We start from the raw sequence: 14,859 nt of genomic DNA on the forward strand, positions 1-14,859 counted from the left end.
GCGCTTCAGGCCAGCCGTTCGCGGTGCTTTTCCATCGCCTGTTGCGTGGCCTGCATGACCGATCCGAACAACTGCCCGCGATTATCGGAAATCCACTCGAGCGATTGGGTGCGGCGATCCCTGTTCTGAAAGCGCGGCATCACATAGCGCGAGAACAACTCATAGCTTCGCTGTGTCGCCTCCCAGTTCGCCGCATTATGCGCCAGCAGCAGGAAGGTACCGAACCCGCCCGACTGATCGAGCATCTGCTCGATGCGGTTGGCGACATCGTCCGGGGTGCCGCAGGTCAGCGTGCCGAAGGTCATCCACGTGTTCTCGCTCCACGAACGTGTCGCATCTGCGCCCGTTTCGATCCCGTTGAAGCATTCAAGCTGCGCGCCCATCTTGCGCATATAATCCAGCACATTGGGGATAATGCCCTGCGATACCTCGGCAAAGGCCTGTTCGCGCGTTTCGGCGATGTGGATCGGGGCGACAATCCGCCAGCTGTCGCGGTGAACCTGCCGTCCATTCTCGCGCGCCACCTCTTCGCATATGCGCCAATGATCGGGCAACGAGGCAAAACCTTCACCGCTCGAAGCGGCAACCGACAGCATCGATGCGCCCAGCCGGCCCGCCGTTACCGGGCCGCTCGGTGTCACCGCACACGCCACCGCCACCTCCATGCGCCGCTGATAGGGCAGGTTCTGCAGCCGGGCTTCGCACAGCTTGAACCAGCCCTCGTCGCGGTTCACCACCTTGCCATCGAGCAGATCGACGATGCATTCGAGCGAGGCGCTCATCATGTCGCGCTGCTTGCGCGGATCGATCCCCATCATGACGGCGTCTGACGGCAACTGCCCGGGGCCCGCGCCGAACATGATCCGTCCACGTGTCTGGTGATCGAGCTGGACCATCCGGTCGGCAAGGATCAGCGGGTGATGATAGCTGAGCGAACTGACGCCCGTGCCCAGCCGGATGCGCCGGGTACGCTCGGCAACCGCAGCGATGAAGACTTCGGGCGACGCAATCGCCTCGAAACCCGCCGAGTGGTGCTCGCCGATCCACGCCTCATCGAAATCCAGCTCTTCCATCAATTGCACCAGCTTCATGTCGCGTTCGAGCGTCATCGTGTGGTTTTCATTCAACGCGTGGTACGGCGCGATGAACGCCCCGAACTTCATGCAATCGGGCCGATAGTTTTCCATATTCCTCACCAGAATTTCGTGTGTTTCGTTGTGCGTCAGGGTCAGCCCGGCATCGCAATGCTGGGGTTGCGGCGGCTCAGCATATTGTCCGCCCGCTGGCGGTACAGAGTGTCGAGGATTTCGGGCTGCGGGATGATCCAGAACTGATCCTCGTCGATCCCGGCAAAGGCGCGCCTAGCCAGTTCATCGGGCGATATCCCCTGATTGACGGTGATGTCCCGCATCATGCCGACGGTCTTGTCGCTGACGGTATCCGCCTTCATGCCGACGGTTTCGCGAAAGATCTCGGTCTGCACCGGTCCGGGGCACAGGATGGAAACGCTGACAGGCGCCTGTTCGGATTGCAGTTCCAGTGCCAGCGTTTCGCTGATCGCCAGAACGGCGAACTTGCTGGCCGAATAAGGCGCCAGATAGGGCGACGCGATGAAGCTGGCCATGGAACCGGTGTTGATCACCCGCGCAGGCCGTCCCGCCGCCATCATCCTCGGCAGGAAGCTCGCAATGCCGTGGATCACCCCCATTACATTGACCTGCATCTGCCAGGCCCAGCGCTCGGCCGGGATTTCCCAGCTTTTGCCGCCGATCAGCACGCCGGCATTGTTGAACAGCAGATCCACCTGCCCGAAAGTGGCATAGGCATGCGCGGCCAGTGCCTCTACCGAGGCGGGGTCGCGTACATCGACCGTGCAGGTCGAAACCACCCCCTCCAGCGTCGCGGCGAACCGTTCAAGCGCCGCGCCGTCGATATCGGTCAGCACCACCCGCATCCCACGCGCCAGGGCGGCGCGGGCAAGGCCGCTCCCGATCCCGCTGGCAGCCCCGGTGATGACCGCCACTTGCTCCATTCTATCCATAGTTCACCTGTTGTCCGTCAGTTGCAGGCCCAAACCCGTCAAAACTCGAATTTCACGTCCATGCCGTATGTCCGGGGTTCGGCGTAGGAGACGCCCGCAAATCCGAGCGAGCCGAAATCGATCCCGGCGTAGAGATAATCCTTGTTGGTGATGTTCTTGCCCCACAGCGCCACGGTTGCGCGTGCCCGGCCCAGATCGACCTCCGACAGCGCGACACGTGCATCGAAACGCCCAACCCCAGCATCCGAAATCTGGCGGTTATAGGGATTGAGGCGGTCAAGCGGGTGGAAGTAGATCCGGCCCCGATACGTCCAGTCAAGGCGCGCACTCAGCTTGCCGATCTCAAGTGCCTCGGTATCAAACTGAAGCCCCGCATTGGCGGTCGTGCTGGCCGAATAGCCAAAGCGCGCCTCGTCGGCGACATTGATCAGGCTGTCCGTGGCCGCATCACGAATGATGAAGGTCTTGTAGGTACGATCGACATAGCCGAGCGCGGCATTGAACGTGACGCCCTTCACCGGCTGGGCCAGGATTTCCGCTTCCGCGCCGGTATAGGTTGCCTTGCCCGCGTTGACGGTAATGCTCGATGCGCCGCTGCTCCCGGCCAGGAACTGGCTCACCTGCAGATCCTTGTAGCGCGAATGGAAGCCCGTCAGATTGAGGCGGAGCCGCCGATCGAACAGTTCGGACTTGATGCCCGCTTCATAGGAAATGATCTTTTCGGGATCGAAGCCGCCGCCCACGGATCGTGGATTGAACCCGCCCGCCTTGTACCCCGTGGCCACGCGCGCATAGCCCATGATGCGATCGGTAAACTGGTAATCCGCGCTCGCCGCCCAGTTGAGCTGGCTGAAACTTTTCGTCACATCGCGCGCAATCGATGCGATCTGGTCCATGTGCTTGCGATCATGGGTGTAACGCAGCCCCCCGGTCAGGTTGAACCGGTCGGTCACATGATAGGTTGCCTGACCGAACACGGCCGTCGATTCCGAAGTGTGGCGGTAATAAAATGGTGGCGCGAGGTCGGTCGCGAAATAATCGGTCGTCAGGCCACCACCCAACGGGATCGGCGTGGGTGATTGCAGGATCAGCGCCAGTTGCGATGGATTATCCTCGCTCGCCTTTTCGTGGAAGTAGAACCCACCCAGCACAAATTCCAGCTTGTCGCCGATCTGGCCGAGCAGGTTTAGTTCCTGCGAGAATTGCTTTTGAAAACGCTCGTTCACGCCGGAAAACAGCCGGATCTCGTTCACGCCAAGCGGGACGAAGGCATAATCGGGCGGAACGACGATCGAAGGGCTGACCGTAAACCCGCGCAGGCCATCATTGCCGTCCATATCGGCCTCGGCGACGCTGTTGGTCCATTTGCGGATGCCAGTCAGCGACCGCAGGGTCAGATTGTCCGAAACATCGGCTTCCACGGTCAGCGTGTGGCCGCGCACCTTGTCGTGCAGCAGCCCTTGGTTAAGCCGCAGCGTGTTCAGCCGGTCGCGGGAATAGACCAGCGGGTTGCCGCCCAACGCCTCGGAATTGGCAAAATATCCGGCAATGTCCGAACGAACATAGGCCAGTTGGAAAGGAATGGCGTAGCTCTTGGCGTCATTGTAATCGAACGCATAATCGACGCGAACCGGGCCACCATTGTCGAAACGGGCGGCAATACGAAAGGCATCGCTATTGGACGCCCCCGGATCGCGCTTGTCCGGCTGGTTCAGATCGTCCGCATATCCATCGCGCTGCTTGTGCACGTAGGACAGTTTGAACTTCAGCCCGGAATTGCCGATTTCCCCGGTGTCGATGCTGGTGCGCGACATCAGGTAATCTAGATTGCCATAGCTGAAGCTTTGCGATCCCTTGAACGTATCAGCGGGCTTTGCAGCAATGAAGTTGACCGCGCCCCCTGTAGTGTTACGCCCATACAGCGTACCTTGCGGGCCGCGCAGAACTTCGACGCGTTCCAGATCGACAAGATCGAATACCGCACCCGTCGTTCGCCCGATCACCACGCCGTCGACATAGATGCCGACAGGGGAATCGACCGTCAAAACCGGATCGGACTCGCCGATCCCACGAATATGCACCGTGATATTCGTGGTCGATGACGGGGTGATGCTGGTTGTCAAATTGGGGGCAATCGCGCTGATATCGCCGACATCGGAAATGCCACGCGCCTCCAGCACCTCCGCCGTCAGTGCGCTGACAGCCAGCGGCGTGTTCTGCAGGTTCTCGGCGCGCTTCTGCGCCGTGACGACAATATCCTGCAAGCCTGTGTCCGTTGACGCGGCATCCTGCGCCATGGCCGCACCTGCCGACACCAACGCACCGCACGAAACGCCTGTCAGGACAGCCCATCTATAACCACGCCACCGCATTCCCAACTCTCCTCGCCAGTTCTTTTTTTGAGGAAATCCGGCAACGTCACAGGCACCTGTCCGTAACGCGCCGCGCCCCCCTTGCTGGGCGTTGAGAACTAGGGATCGCAGGCCCTTGCGTCCCACATGGTGATGTTCGCAATTCCGCATTGCGCCGAAATCCTGTTCGATTTCCTGCACGCATGGGGCATTTTTTCATGCACATGTCGTTGGAATATGCAGGGTTCTCTGACAGTCTCTGTCGTCAAGGACGCTGCTGCGGCGGCGAATAACGATAAAACAGGGAAGAGAAGCTGAAATGTCCGCGCCAAGTCTGCACCATCGCAAGACCGTGAGCCGCCACAGATTTCCCAATTTCGCGATAGACATCATCCATGCGGACAAGACCGACGATGCCTATGTCGAAGAATGCGGGTTCAATTCCGATCATGCGATCGGTGCCAAGGTATACAATGACGGCACCTATCGATCGATCTGGCAATATATGGGGCCGATCAATCCTGTGCGGAAACCCTGCGACATTCTGTCCTATATTCCGCCCGAAGTGCCATGGGGGACCATGGTCAAGGGGCGGGGCAGGGCGGACGGCATCTCCTGTCAGTTCACCAGGGAATATTTCAGCGCGGTCGTGGGGCCGGATGACGACAGGTCAATCCGGTATCTTGAGGCATGCCGGGACATTCACGGCGCAACGATCAAGGAAAGCCTGAGGCGCATATACCGCGAAATCACGCGCCCGGACTTTTCCTCGGACGCGCTGGTTGAATCCTTCGCAGGCATCATCGCCATTGAAATGGCCCGCTATTTCAAGCGTACCGAAATCAGGAAGCACACCCCCCGCCAGCACAAGCTTGACCGGAACGATCTCCTGAAGATCCGCGATTTCATCTATGAGTGCAGTGGCCAGAGAATGCTGGTCTCGGATATTGCTACGTATCTTGGCTACAGCGAACGGTTTGTCCACGACGCGTTTCGAAGAAGCTTCGGAACCACGCCGCACGAATTCATCAAAACGATCAGGATCATGAAATCCATCGATCTGTTGAACGATAGCCTTCTCAGCATCAAGCAGATTGCCCATGATGTCGGCTTTTCGGGTGCGAGCAGCTTCTCGGTGGCCTTTCGCGCGGTCACCGGTGAAACGCCTGCCGAAACAAGGCGCCTCGGCCGCACTGACTTTCCGTGCCTCCATATCGGCAACGATATTGTGCGAGGCGCGGCGGCCGGCATTCCGCGATAGCGCTACGGGCCGGTGACGCCGGCCTTCACCCCTCCAAAATTGGAATATGCGGTGCCGCGCTGCGGGGCAGGTGGCCACTCAGGCGGGGATCGTCGAAGATCTCGACCTCGCGGGCATAGGGAATGAATCCCTGTTTGCGGTAAAAGCCAAGCGCGCCGGGATGGTCGAGCGTGCAGGTATGCACCCACATCCGCTTAACCCCCTTGCGCCAGCCCAGCGTCAGCGTCTGGCCCATCAGCCAGCGGCCATGGCCCTGTCCGGAAAGCTCGGGCACCAGCCCGAAAAAGCCGATCTCGCAGGTGCCGGGGGTACGGAAATCCAGCTCGAGCATCCCCATCTCGATCCCGCGCCGGTCGACCAGCGCGAAGATCTCGATCGCCTCATCATGAATGATCGCAGTCAGTTGCGCATCATCCATGACAAGCCGTGAAAACCACAGCCAGGGTTCACCCACGCGGCGAAACAGCGCGCGGTACTTGTCCGGCGTAGGGGCCTTCCAGCGTTCGAGCCGGAGCGGGGAGGGGGCTGCGGGGCGCGGGCGCGGGGCCTCCCGCATTTCCAGCGAGGTGACGATCGTCGCCACCTTGCCGGCGGGAATGCGGGAAAGCCCGTTCTGGTTCAGGACTTCGTTCTGGTTCAGGACCATGTCGCCTCGGGGGGCAGGCTCATCAGGATCGCGTCGATATTGCCGCCGGTCTTGAGGCCGAACAGCGTGCCGCGATCATAGACGAGGTTGAACTCGGCATAGCGGCCACGCCACTCCAGTTGCTGCGCCTTTTCCTCGGGGCTCCAGCTCTGGTGCATCCGGCGGCGGACGATCGCGGGAAAAATGTCGAGAAACGCTTCGCCGACATCGCGGGTAAAGGCGAAGTTCTCGGCAAAGTCGCCTTCGAGATGGTCGTAGAAGATGCCGCCCACGCCGCGGTGCACCTTGCGGTGCGGGATGTAGAAATAATCGTCCGCCCATTTCTTGAAGCGCGGATAATGCGTCTCGTCATGCGCGTCGCACGCGGTGCGCAGCCGCGCGTGGAAATCGGCGGTATCCGCGTCATAGGGGATGGGCGGGTTGAGGTCGGCGCCGCCGCCGAACCAGCGCTTGGTGGTGACGAGGAAGCGGGTGTTCATGTGCACGGCGGGCACATGCGGGTTCGCCATATGCGCCACCAGACTGATGCCGGTGGCGAAGAAGCGGGGATCTTCGCCCGCGCCGTGGATCGTCTTGGCGAAATCGCCCTCGAAATGGCCGCCGACGGTGGAGACGTTCACGCCCACCTTTTCGAACACCTTGCCCTTCATCACGCCGCGCACGCCACCGCCGCCATGTTCGCCCGAAGGATCGGCGCGGTCCCAGGCAAGATAGTCGAAGCGCGCATCGCTGCCGGCTTCCTGCTCGATCGCCTCGAATTCGGCGCAGATGCGGTCCCGCAGGGCCTCGAACCAGTCGCGCGCCGCCTGCTGCTCGCTATCGAGCTCGATCATTCCGGTAAGCCTTTCGTCTGTCTCAGTGCCTCGGCAAGTGCGATGCCAGCCGACATGCCGACATTCAAGGACCGAAATCCCGGCCTCAGCGGAATACGCACGCGAAGATCGGCGCGGGCGTGGACATCGTCGGGCACGCCTGCGCCCTCGGATCCCATCAGTAAAATATCGCCGGGTTCAAACTGTGCATCGTAAAGCGAGACGCTGCCCTTGGTTGTCATCAGCACCAGTCGGCCTTGTCTTGCGGAGTCGAATGTCTGCCAGTCGCTGTGCCGGGTAAACTCTGCTTCGGCCGCATAATCCATGCCGGCGCGTGCGAGTCGCTTGTCTGAAAAGGCAAAGCCGCAAGGCTCGATAATGTCGACGGGAACGCCGAAACAGGCAGACAGGCGTAATATCGCGCCGACATTTCCTGCGATCTCGGGTTGGTAAAGGGCTATTCGCATGGCCGCATCCCATAGGAAGTGCTTTATTCGGTAACAAGATAGGCAAAATTGGTTGTTGGCATTTTGCCTGATCCTTCGCTATCAGGCCTGCCGGACCGCTTTAAGGCCCAAAAGGGTTAGGGCGGGAGTGGAGGGGTCTGGTCTTTTCTAATCATTGGGCTGAAAACCTCCGCCTACGTATTCGTTTCGAAGCGCAAGGGCAGGTGAATGGCAGTGCTTGAACAAACGGGACCGGCAGAGGCCGCCTCCACCGAGGGGGGTGTCAGGCGTCGGGACTTCATCAATATCGCGGCGGTTAGTTTCGCAGGCGTCGGTGCGGCCACGGTGGCCTTGCCGCTTATCAACCAGATGAATCCATCGGCGGATGTGCTTGCAGCCTCGTCGACCGAGATCGATCTTTCGGCGATCCAGCCGGGGCAGGCGATCAAGGCGATCTTTCGCAAGCAGCCGCTTTTCGTGCGTCATCTGACACCCAAGGAAATCGAAGAAGCCGACAAGGTGGCGCTCAGCGACCTGCGCGATCCGCAGACGCTGGCCGAACGCACCAAGGCTGGAAAGACCCAGTGGCTCATCACCATGGGCGTCTGCACCCATCTGGGCTGCGTTCCGCTGGGTGCGGGCGAGGGTGAAAATCGTGGCGAATTCGGCGGATATTTCTGCCCGTGCCATGGTTCGCACTACGACACTGCTGCGCGTATCCGCAAAGGTCCCGCGCCGACGAACCTCGAGGTTCCCGAATACAGCTTCACGACGGACACCGTCGTTCAGGTCGGTTGAGGTAGAAAACGATGAGCTTTCCCTGGGCAGAGCAATACGCGCCTAAGCATCCGCTGATGCGCTATCTCGACGAGAAACTTCCGATCCCCCGACTGGTCTATAACGCCATCGGCTCGGGTTATCCCGTCCCCCGCAATCTGAACTACTGGTGGAATTTCGGCGTCCTCGCCGGCGTCGCACTGGCCATTCAGCTGATCACCGGCATCGTGCTGGCGATGCATTATGCCGCCAACGGTCTGGTGGCGTTCGAATCCGTCGAACACATCATGCGCGATGTGAACTCGGGCTGGCTGCTGCGTTATGCGCACGCCAACGGCGCCTCGATGTTCTTCATCGTCGTCTATATCCACATCATGCGCGGTCTTTATTACGGCTCCTACAAGGCGCCCCGCGAAATGGTGTGGCATCTCGGCCTCGTCATCTTCTTGCTGATGATGGCCACCGCATTCATGGGCTATGTCCTTCCCTGGGGCCAGATGAGCTTCTGGGGGGCCAAGGTGATCACCGGCCTGTTCGGCGCGATCCCCTTTGTCGGCGAGCCGATCCAGATCTGGCTGCTTGGCGGTTTCGCGCCCGATAACGCGGCGCTCAACCGGTTCTTCTCGCTCCACTATCTGCTGCCGTTCGTCATCCTCGGCGTGGTCATTCTCCACATCTGGGCGCTGCACATTCCGGGTTCGAACAACCCGACCGGCGTCGACGTTCAGGGGCCGCAGGATACGGTTCCGTTCCATCCCTATTACACCGCGAAGGACGGTTTCGGCCTCGGCGTGTTCCTGATCGTGTTTGCCGCGCTGCTCTTCTTCGCGCCCAACCTGCTCGGTCACCCGGATAACTATATCCCGGCCAACCCGCTCTCGACCCCGGCGCACATCGTCCCCGAATGGTATTTCTGGCCGTTCTACGCGATCCTGCGCGCCTTCACCGCAGATTTCATCCTGCCGGCGAAGCTCTGGGGTGTGATCGCGATGTTCGCGGCAATCCTTCTGCTGTTCTTCCTGCCCTGGCTCGACAAGTCGCCCGTGCGTTCGGGTAACTATCGTCCCACGTTCAAGAAGTTCTTCTGGTTCGGCCTCGTCCCCTGCATTCTCGTGCTGGGCTATTGCGGCGGCGCACCGGCGGAAGAACCCTATGTGATGATCTCGCAGATCGCGTCGGCTTATTACTTCGCGCACTTCCTGATCATCCTGCCGATCATTTCGCGGATCGAACGGCCGCTGCCGCTGCCGAACTCGATCACCGAAGCCGTGCTGGCAAAGCATGGTGAATCGACGGACGGCGCTGCCGTCGCAGCAGCCGAATAAGGGGTAACAATAATGGTCCGTCCCATCGGTTTTATTGCCGGCCTCGGCTTTGTCGGGGTTCTGCTCTGGTCGCTTCTCTGGGGCGCGGTGGCCTTCATCAAGGAACCGCCGCAGCCCACCGTGGAACATGAGTTCCACCTGCACCCGAAGCAGGACGTCTCCTATTCGTTCGAGGGGCCGTTCGGTAAGTTCGATCGTCAGCAGCTGCAGCGCGGCTTCCAGGTTTACAAGGAAGTTTGCGCGGCCTGCCACTCGCTCCATCTCGTCTCGTTCCGCGATCTTCAGGCGCTCGGTTATTCCGAAGGCCAGGTGAAGACGCTGGCTTCGGAATGGGCCGTCGAAACGCCCTCGATCAACCCGGAAACGGGTGAGCCCGCGACCCGCAAGTCGACGGCTGCCGATCGCATCCCGGCGCCCTTCGCCAACGAAGTCGCCGCGCGTGCGGGCAACAACGGTGCGCTTCCGCCTGATCTTTCGCTGATGGCGAAGGCGCGTCACGACGGCACGCACTATATCTACTCGCTGCTCACCGGTTATCAGGATCAGCCCGCCGAACTGCTCAAGCAGTTCCCGGACGCCAAGACCGGCGAAGGCCTGCACTACAACCCGTATTTCGCGAACCTCAACCTCGCGATGGCACCGCCGCTCACGGGTGAAGGCCAGGTCAGCTATTCGGATGGCACCAAGGCAACCGTGCCGCAAATGGCGCAGGACGTCTCGGCCTTCCTCACCTGGGCAGCCGAACCCAAGCTTGAAAATCGTCACCGCACCGGCGTTGCCGTGATGATCTTCCTGCTCTTCTTCACCGTCCTCACCTATATGGCGTACCAGAACATCTGGCGCGACAAGAAGCACTGAGGACCATGAGCGCTCCCAGCGACAATAGCGACCTGAGGGCGCTCATCCGGACGATCCCCGACTTTCCAAAGCCGGGGATCCTCTTCCGGGACGTGACAAGCCTGCTCCTCGATGGGGCAGGCTTTTCGCTTGCGGTCGATCGGCTTGCCGCGATCGCCGAAGGGCTGAAGCCCGATCTCATCGCCGCCGTCGAGGCGCGCGGTTTCCTTTTCGGTGCGGCGCTCGCCAAGGCGCTCGGCACCGGCGTCCTTCCCATCCGCAAGCCCGGCAAGCTGCCCGGCAAAAAGGTCGGGATCGACTATGCTCTCGAGTACGGCACCGACCGGCTGGAAATGCATGCGCATGATCTCGTGCCCGCCACCCGCGTGCTGATCGTCGACGATCTGATCGCCACCGGCGGCACCGTCAACGCAACCGTCGATCTCGTCCGCACGCAGGGCGGCATCGTGGCGGGGGCGCTGTTTGTCGTCGACCTGCCCGATCTGGGTGGCTCCGCGCGGCTGCGCGCCGCCGATGTCGATGTGTTCAGCCTCATGGAATTTCCGGGGCACTGAGCCGTTTTTCAATAGTTCACTTCGGGTTCACGGCTGAGCGATGATAATGCGCTCTCTGGTATTCCGGAGAAATGTCATGGCTGCCCGCCGACTTCGCATCGCGTCCCTGCTCCTCATCGCCTCCGTCGGCCTCGCCGGCTGCGCCTATGATGACTATGGCTATGGCGGCGTCTCGCTCGGCATGGGCAGCGGCGGCTATTATGATCCCTATTATGATTATGGCGGCTATGGCTGGTACGACGGATATTATTATCCGGGCTATGGCTATTATGTGTACGATCGCGGCGGCCATCGCCAGCGGTGGAACGATAATCACCGCCGCCATTGGGAAGGGCGGCGTGGCTGGTCTCAGGCGCAGCGCGACGACTGGAACCGTCAGGGCCGTGGCGGCTGGCGCGACAATGATCGCAACGGCCGGCCGGATCATGTTCGCGGCAACAGGGACGATCGTCGCGACGGCTGGCGCGATGGGCGCCGCAATGATGTGAACCGGGCGGGCCGCCCTGCCTACCGTCCGGGGCGCGGCCTCACCGTCGAGCAGCGCGAGGCGTGGCAGGCCAATCAGGAACGTCGCCGCAGCGAAGCGCCCTCGGCTGGCCGTCAGCGTTCCGAACGCGTCTGGACCCCGTCACAGCAGGGCTCGGGGCGCGAAGGCGGCTGGCGTGGGTCGCGCGGCGGCGGCGGCCGTGAAAGCCGCAATCGCAACCAGCGGCCCGACTAAGCCTCTTCGGGCGCCCGCGTCGCGATCAGCGCGATCGAGACATAGGACATGACGGGTTCCTCCTTCTGGTTGAACACTGTCATGCGCGTGCGGAACGATCCCATTTCGGGGCGGCTGCGCGATCGCGTCTTCTCGATCAGCTCGGTTTCGCAGTGGAGCACATCGCCGGGATAAACCGGGCGCAGCCAGCGCAGTTCGTCCACGCCGATCCCGCCAAGCCCGGCCTGCTTATGGTCTGCCAAATTCTCGACGATCATCCGCATCGTCATCGCGCAGGTGTGCCAGCCACTCGCTGAAATTCGCCCGAAATGCGTGCGCGCGGCGGCCTCCTCGTCCAGGTGAAAGGGCTGGGGGTCATAGGCCGCCGCAAAGGCGCGCACCTCGTCGGGCTTCACGGCATAGTTGCCGAAGCGCGATTTCGCGCCGACGACCAGATCCTCGAAATATTGCATCACGCCCACTCCAATCGGGAACAGGCGCAAAGCTTCACATGACGATTACGAAAGCGTCAACCGGCAAGCGTCTCTCAACGCGGCTGGGCCAGCGCCGGGCGCAATGCCTCCAGCGATCCGTCGCGGGGCTCGACAGGCAGGCCGATGAGATGGGCGAGCAGCGGATGGATGTCGACATTGTCGAACGCCGTCACCGTCGCGCCCCGGCGAAAGGCGGGGCCATGCGCCACGAACAGCGAGGCCATTTCGGGCGCCGTATTGTCATAACCATGCGCACCGCCCGAAAACTGCGTTCTGGGCGCGGTCGCCTCCACCGTCCAGCCCGTCTCGGCCAGGCACAGATAGGCGGGCACGCGCGGATTGCGGCCATAATGGAAACGCGCCGGGATCTGATCTTTGCGCCAGCATTCCATATGCGCGTGCGGCTTCAGCAGCTTGGCTTCCAGCGCGGCTTCGCGCCCCGGCTTGGCCTCGATCGCGGCATAGGGGCCAGCTTCGATCAGACGGTAATCATCGGGGGCTGCAACGGTGTCGAGCGCAATGCTCCGCGTCGTCGTCGTGGCCGCCATGCCGTGGTCCGATACGATCACCAGATTGGCGGGCTGGCCGAGCGATTTCAGCCCGTCTTCCAGCGCGCCGATCATCGCGTCCACATCACGGAGCGCCCGCGTCGTTTCCGCCGCCTCGGGACCGAAGCGGTGGCCGGCGGTATCGACCGTATCGAAATAGAGTGTCACCAGCTTTGGCCGAATGGCCGGCGGGCGGCGCAGCCAGTCGATCACCGCGTTCACGCGCTGCGTGCCGGTCACCTCCTGGTTGAACTGCTGCCAGTCCTCGGGCCGCGTCCCGCCGCTGATCGTGAACGGCCACTGTGCGGCGCGCGTGCCGCCGATCGCGACATTCGATCCGGGCCAGAACATCGTCGCGGTCCGCACGCCCGCCTTTTCGGCATCCACCCAGATCGGGCGCGCCTCGTTCCACCAGAAGGGATCGTCGCTCGCCATGGTGAAAACCTCGCCGGGGCGGCGCGGGTCTTCCATCTTGTTGGCGACGACGCCGTTCCTGTCCGGGCGCAGGCCAGTGACGAGTGTATAGTGGTTGGGAAAGGTCTTGGTGGGGAAGGAAGGGCGCATCACGCCCTGCACCCCGTCCGCCGCCAGCCGCGAGAGCACGGGCGTCGCCCCGCGCGTCAGATAATCCGGGTGAAAGCCGTCGATCGAAATCAGGATGGTTACGGGCGCGCGGTCTTCCACGGGCGCGGCCGTGCGCTGCGCGGGTTCGATACCCCCGCCCGTGGCGCAGGCGGAAAGCGACAGGGCGAGCGCAAGGCTCGAGGCGAGACTCGAGACGAGGGCGCGTGCAAATTTCACAGACAATCTCCGTTCATTGCCCGCGCCCATCGCATGTCATTGCTGCGGCTTGGTGACAGTCGGGAAAATGATCAGACGTTAAAGCGGAACAGCATCACATCGCCGTCGACGACGACATATTCCTTGCCTTCCGAACGCAGCTTGCCCGCATCGCGCGCGCCGGCTTCGCCCTTGCAGGCGATGTAATCGTCGAACGCGATGGTTTCGGCGCGGATGAAACCGCGTTCGAAATCGGTGTGGATCTCGCCCGCTGCCTGCGGTGCCTTGGCGCCGCGGTGGACGGTCCAGGCGCGCGCTTCCTTGGGACCGACGGTGAAGAAGGTGATGAGGTTCAGTAGCTCGTATCCGGCGCGGATCACACGGGCGAGGCCGGTTTCCTTCAGGCCGAGATCGGACAGGAATTCGGCGCGGTCCTCGGGGGCCATGGTGGCGATTTCTGCTTCGATCGCGGCCGAAACGACGACGGCCACCGCGCCTTCCGCCTTGGCCTTTTCGAACACGCGCGCGCTCAGTGCATTGCCGTCGGATGCGCTGGCTTCCTCGACATTGCAGACATACAGGATCGGCTTCGAGGTCAAGAGCTGCGCCTGATCGAAAACGCGGCGCTCTTCCTCGTCCTTGGGCTCGGTCAGGCGCGCGGGCTTGCCGTCGCGCAGCAGGTCGAGCGCCTGGCCCAGCACCGATGCCGCGATCTTCGCTTCCTTGTCGCCCTGTGCCGCCTTTTTGGCAAAGTTCGGGACGCGCTTTTCAAGGCTTTCGAGGTCGGCCAGCATCAGCTCGGTTTCCACCGTGTCGGCATCGGCGATCGGATCGATCTTGCCGTCGACATGGGTGATGTCGCCGTCTTCGAAGCACCGCAGGACGTGGACGATCGCGTCCACTTCGCGGATGTTCGCCAGAAACTGGTTGCCCAGGCCTTCACCCTTGGACGCGCCGCGCACGAGGCCGGCGATGTCGACGAACGCCAGTTGGGTTTCGATGATCTTCGCCGAACCGGCGATCTCGGCCAACTGGTTCAGGCGATCGTCGGGCACCGCGACCTGACCGACATTGGGCTCGATCGTGCAAAAGGGATAATTCGCCGCCTGTGCCGCCGCCGTTTCGGTCAGCGCGTTGAAAAGCGTCGATTTGCCGACATTGGGAAGACCGACGATGCCGCAGCGAAAACCCATCTGAAAACTCCGTTCGTCCCCGCGCGGAAGCGGAGTGTGCTGTGTGAAATGACGCCGCCGGATACGTCCGGTT

General features: G+C 61.9%; 16 protein-coding genes. 6 read left to right on the plus strand and 10 right to left on the minus strand.

The features are described from left to right. Nucleotides 1–5 precede the first annotated feature (5 nt). The 4 genes from QYC26_RS15795 to QYC26_RS15810 all read right to left on the minus strand — a co-directional run bounded on the left by QYC26_RS15795 (nucleotide 6) and on the right by QYC26_RS15810 (nucleotide 4,843). Nucleotides 6–1,187 carry an LLM class flavin-dependent oxidoreductase gene (locus QYC26_RS15795; protein ID WP_317513177.1) on the minus strand — a complete coding sequence of 394 codons (1,182 nt, stop codon included), beginning with the start codon at nucleotides 1,185–1,187 and terminating at the stop codon, nucleotides 6–8. 41 nt (nucleotides 1,188–1,228) lie between these two features. Beyond that, nucleotides 1,229–2,023, minus strand: coding sequence for an SDR family NAD(P)-dependent oxidoreductase (locus QYC26_RS15800; RefSeq protein ID WP_317513178.1), 795 nt, complete (start codon nucleotides 2,021–2,023; stop codon nucleotides 1,229–1,231). A gap of 56 nt (nucleotides 2,024–2,079) precedes the next feature. After that, nucleotides 2,080–4,305 (minus strand): TonB-dependent receptor, encoded by a 2,226-nt coding sequence (locus QYC26_RS15805; protein ID WP_317513179.1) that lies wholly within the window; start codon nucleotides 4,303–4,305, stop codon nucleotides 2,080–2,082. Between the two features lie 352 nt (nucleotides 4,306–4,657). Further along, a complete protein-coding gene (locus QYC26_RS15810; RefSeq protein WP_317513180.1) occupies nucleotides 4,658–4,843 on the minus strand; it encodes a hypothetical protein in 186 nt (61 codons plus the stop codon). A 54-nt stretch (nucleotides 4,844–4,897) separates the two neighbouring features. On the opposite strand from QYC26_RS15810, the gene QYC26_RS15815 reads away from it, so the two are divergent. After that, complete coding sequence (locus QYC26_RS15815) at nucleotides 4,898–5,653, plus strand: helix-turn-helix domain-containing protein (RefSeq protein ID WP_317513181.1); 756 nt, start codon at nucleotides 4,898–4,900, stop codon at nucleotides 5,651–5,653. Nucleotides 5,654–5,678: 25 nt separating this feature from the next. Here QYC26_RS15815 and QYC26_RS15820 read toward each other — a convergent pair whose 3' ends face one another. The 3 genes from QYC26_RS15820 to QYC26_RS15830 are packed head-to-tail and all read right to left on the minus strand — an operon-like array spanning nucleotide 5,679 to nucleotide 7,578. Then, on the minus strand, nucleotides 5,679–6,299 hold the full coding sequence (locus tag QYC26_RS15820; protein ID WP_317513182.1) for a GNAT family N-acetyltransferase: 621 nt from the start codon (nucleotides 6,297–6,299) through the stop codon (nucleotides 5,679–5,681). Continuing rightward, entirely contained in the window at nucleotides 6,290–7,132 is an 843-nt protein-coding gene (gene hemF, locus QYC26_RS15825) for an oxygen-dependent coproporphyrinogen oxidase (RefSeq protein ID WP_317513183.1), read from the minus strand. Before hemF ends, QYC26_RS15820 begins: the two co-directional genes overlap by 10 nt. Continuing rightward, nucleotides 7,129–7,578 (minus strand): tRNA (cytidine(34)-2'-O)-methyltransferase, encoded by a 450-nt coding sequence (locus QYC26_RS15830; RefSeq protein WP_317513184.1) that lies wholly within the window; start codon nucleotides 7,576–7,578, stop codon nucleotides 7,129–7,131. The genes hemF and QYC26_RS15830 overlap by 4 nt, the downstream gene beginning before the upstream one ends. Nucleotides 7,579–7,785: 207 nt before the next feature. Here QYC26_RS15830 and petA point away from each other — a divergent pair, with 207 nt between their 5' ends. The 5 genes from petA to QYC26_RS15855 all read left to right on the plus strand — a co-directional run bounded on the left by petA (nucleotide 7,786) and on the right by QYC26_RS15855 (nucleotide 11,792). Then, nucleotides 7,786–8,355, plus strand: a complete 570-nt coding sequence (gene petA, locus QYC26_RS15835; RefSeq protein WP_317513185.1) for a ubiquinol-cytochrome c reductase iron-sulfur subunit — start codon at nucleotides 7,786–7,788, stop codon at nucleotides 8,353–8,355. 11 nt (nucleotides 8,356–8,366) lie between these two features. Next, nucleotides 8,367–9,659 carry a cytochrome b/b6 gene (locus tag QYC26_RS15840; protein ID WP_317513186.1) on the plus strand — a complete coding sequence of 431 codons (1,293 nt, stop codon included), beginning with the start codon at nucleotides 8,367–8,369 and terminating at the stop codon, nucleotides 9,657–9,659. A gap of 12 nt (nucleotides 9,660–9,671) precedes the next feature. Further along, entirely contained in the window at nucleotides 9,672–10,517 is an 846-nt protein-coding gene (locus QYC26_RS15845; protein ID WP_317513187.1) for a cytochrome c1, read from the plus strand. A gap of 5 nt (nucleotides 10,518–10,522) precedes the next feature. Beyond that, nucleotides 10,523–11,071 (plus strand): adenine phosphoribosyltransferase, encoded by a 549-nt coding sequence (locus QYC26_RS15850; RefSeq protein WP_317513188.1) that lies wholly within the window; start codon nucleotides 10,523–10,525, stop codon nucleotides 11,069–11,071. Nucleotides 11,072–11,147: 76 nt separating this feature from the next. After that, entirely contained in the window at nucleotides 11,148–11,792 is a 645-nt protein-coding gene (locus QYC26_RS15855; protein ID WP_317513189.1) for a hypothetical protein, read from the plus strand. Here QYC26_RS15855 and QYC26_RS15860 read toward each other — a convergent pair. The 3 genes from QYC26_RS15860 to ychF form a co-directional block, all read right to left on the minus strand. Further along, on the minus strand, nucleotides 11,789–12,244 hold the full coding sequence (locus tag QYC26_RS15860; RefSeq protein ID WP_317515088.1) for a MaoC family dehydratase: 456 nt from the start codon (nucleotides 12,242–12,244) through the stop codon (nucleotides 11,789–11,791). The genes QYC26_RS15855 and QYC26_RS15860 overlap by 4 nt on opposite strands. 74 nt (nucleotides 12,245–12,318) lie before the next feature. Further along, complete coding sequence (locus QYC26_RS15865; RefSeq protein WP_317513190.1) at nucleotides 12,319–13,644, minus strand: ectonucleotide pyrophosphatase/phosphodiesterase; 1,326 nt, start codon at nucleotides 13,642–13,644, stop codon at nucleotides 12,319–12,321. A gap of 41 nt (nucleotides 13,645–13,685) precedes the next feature. Next, nucleotides 13,686–14,786, minus strand: a complete 1,101-nt coding sequence (gene ychF, locus QYC26_RS15870; protein ID WP_317513191.1) for a redox-regulated ATPase YchF — start codon at nucleotides 14,784–14,786, stop codon at nucleotides 13,686–13,688. Nucleotides 14,787–14,859: the final 73 nt, after the last annotated feature.

The organism is Sphingomonas sp. C3-2 (genome assembly GCF_033025475.1).
Lineage (GTDB): Bacteria > Pseudomonadota > Alphaproteobacteria > Sphingomonadales > Sphingomonadaceae > Sphingobium_A.

What these genes read in the sequence shown, in the direction of transcription:
- QYC26_RS15795 (WP_317513177.1), bottom strand. Translation starts at nt 1,187, where the DNA reads ATGGAAAACTATCGGCCCGATTGCATGAAGTTCGGGGCGTTCATCGCG.
- QYC26_RS15810 (WP_317513180.1), bottom strand. Translation starts at nt 4,843, where the DNA reads ATGATCGGAATTGAACCCGCATTCTTCGACATAGGCATCGTCGGTCTT.
- QYC26_RS15815 (WP_317513181.1), top strand. Translation starts at nt 4,898, where the DNA reads ATGGGGCCGATCAATCCTGTGCGGAAACCCTGCGACATTCTGTCCTAT.
- QYC26_RS15820 (WP_317513182.1), bottom strand. Translation starts at nt 6,299, where the DNA reads ATGGTCCTGAACCAGAACGAAGTCCTGAACCAGAACGGGCTTTCCCGC.
- hemF (WP_317513183.1), bottom strand. Translation starts at nt 7,132, where the DNA reads ATGATCGAGCTCGATAGCGAGCAGCAGGCGGCGCGCGACTGGTTCGAG.
- QYC26_RS15830 (WP_317513184.1), bottom strand. Translation starts at nt 7,578, where the DNA reads ATGCGAATAGCCCTTTACCAACCCGAGATCGCAGGAAATGTCGGCGCG.
- petA (WP_317513185.1), top strand. Translation starts at nt 7,786, where the DNA reads ATGGCAGTGCTTGAACAAACGGGACCGGCAGAGGCCGCCTCCACCGAG.
- QYC26_RS15840 (WP_317513186.1), top strand. Translation starts at nt 8,367, where the DNA reads ATGAGCTTTCCCTGGGCAGAGCAATACGCGCCTAAGCATCCGCTGATG.
- QYC26_RS15845 (WP_317513187.1), top strand. Translation starts at nt 9,672, where the DNA reads ATGGTCCGTCCCATCGGTTTTATTGCCGGCCTCGGCTTTGTCGGGGTT.
- QYC26_RS15850 (WP_317513188.1), top strand. Translation starts at nt 10,523, where the DNA reads ATGAGCGCTCCCAGCGACAATAGCGACCTGAGGGCGCTCATCCGGACG.
- QYC26_RS15855 (WP_317513189.1), top strand. Translation starts at nt 11,148, where the DNA reads ATGGCTGCCCGCCGACTTCGCATCGCGTCCCTGCTCCTCATCGCCTCC.
- QYC26_RS15860 (WP_317515088.1), bottom strand. Translation starts at nt 12,244, where the DNA reads ATGCAATATTTCGAGGATCTGGTCGTCGGCGCGAAATCGCGCTTCGGC.
- QYC26_RS15865 (WP_317513190.1), bottom strand. Translation starts at nt 13,644, where the DNA reads ATGGGCGCGGGCAATGAACGGAGATTGTCTGTGAAATTTGCACGCGCC.
- ychF (WP_317513191.1), bottom strand. Translation starts at nt 14,786, where the DNA reads ATGGGTTTTCGCTGCGGCATCGTCGGTCTTCCCAATGTCGGCAAATCG.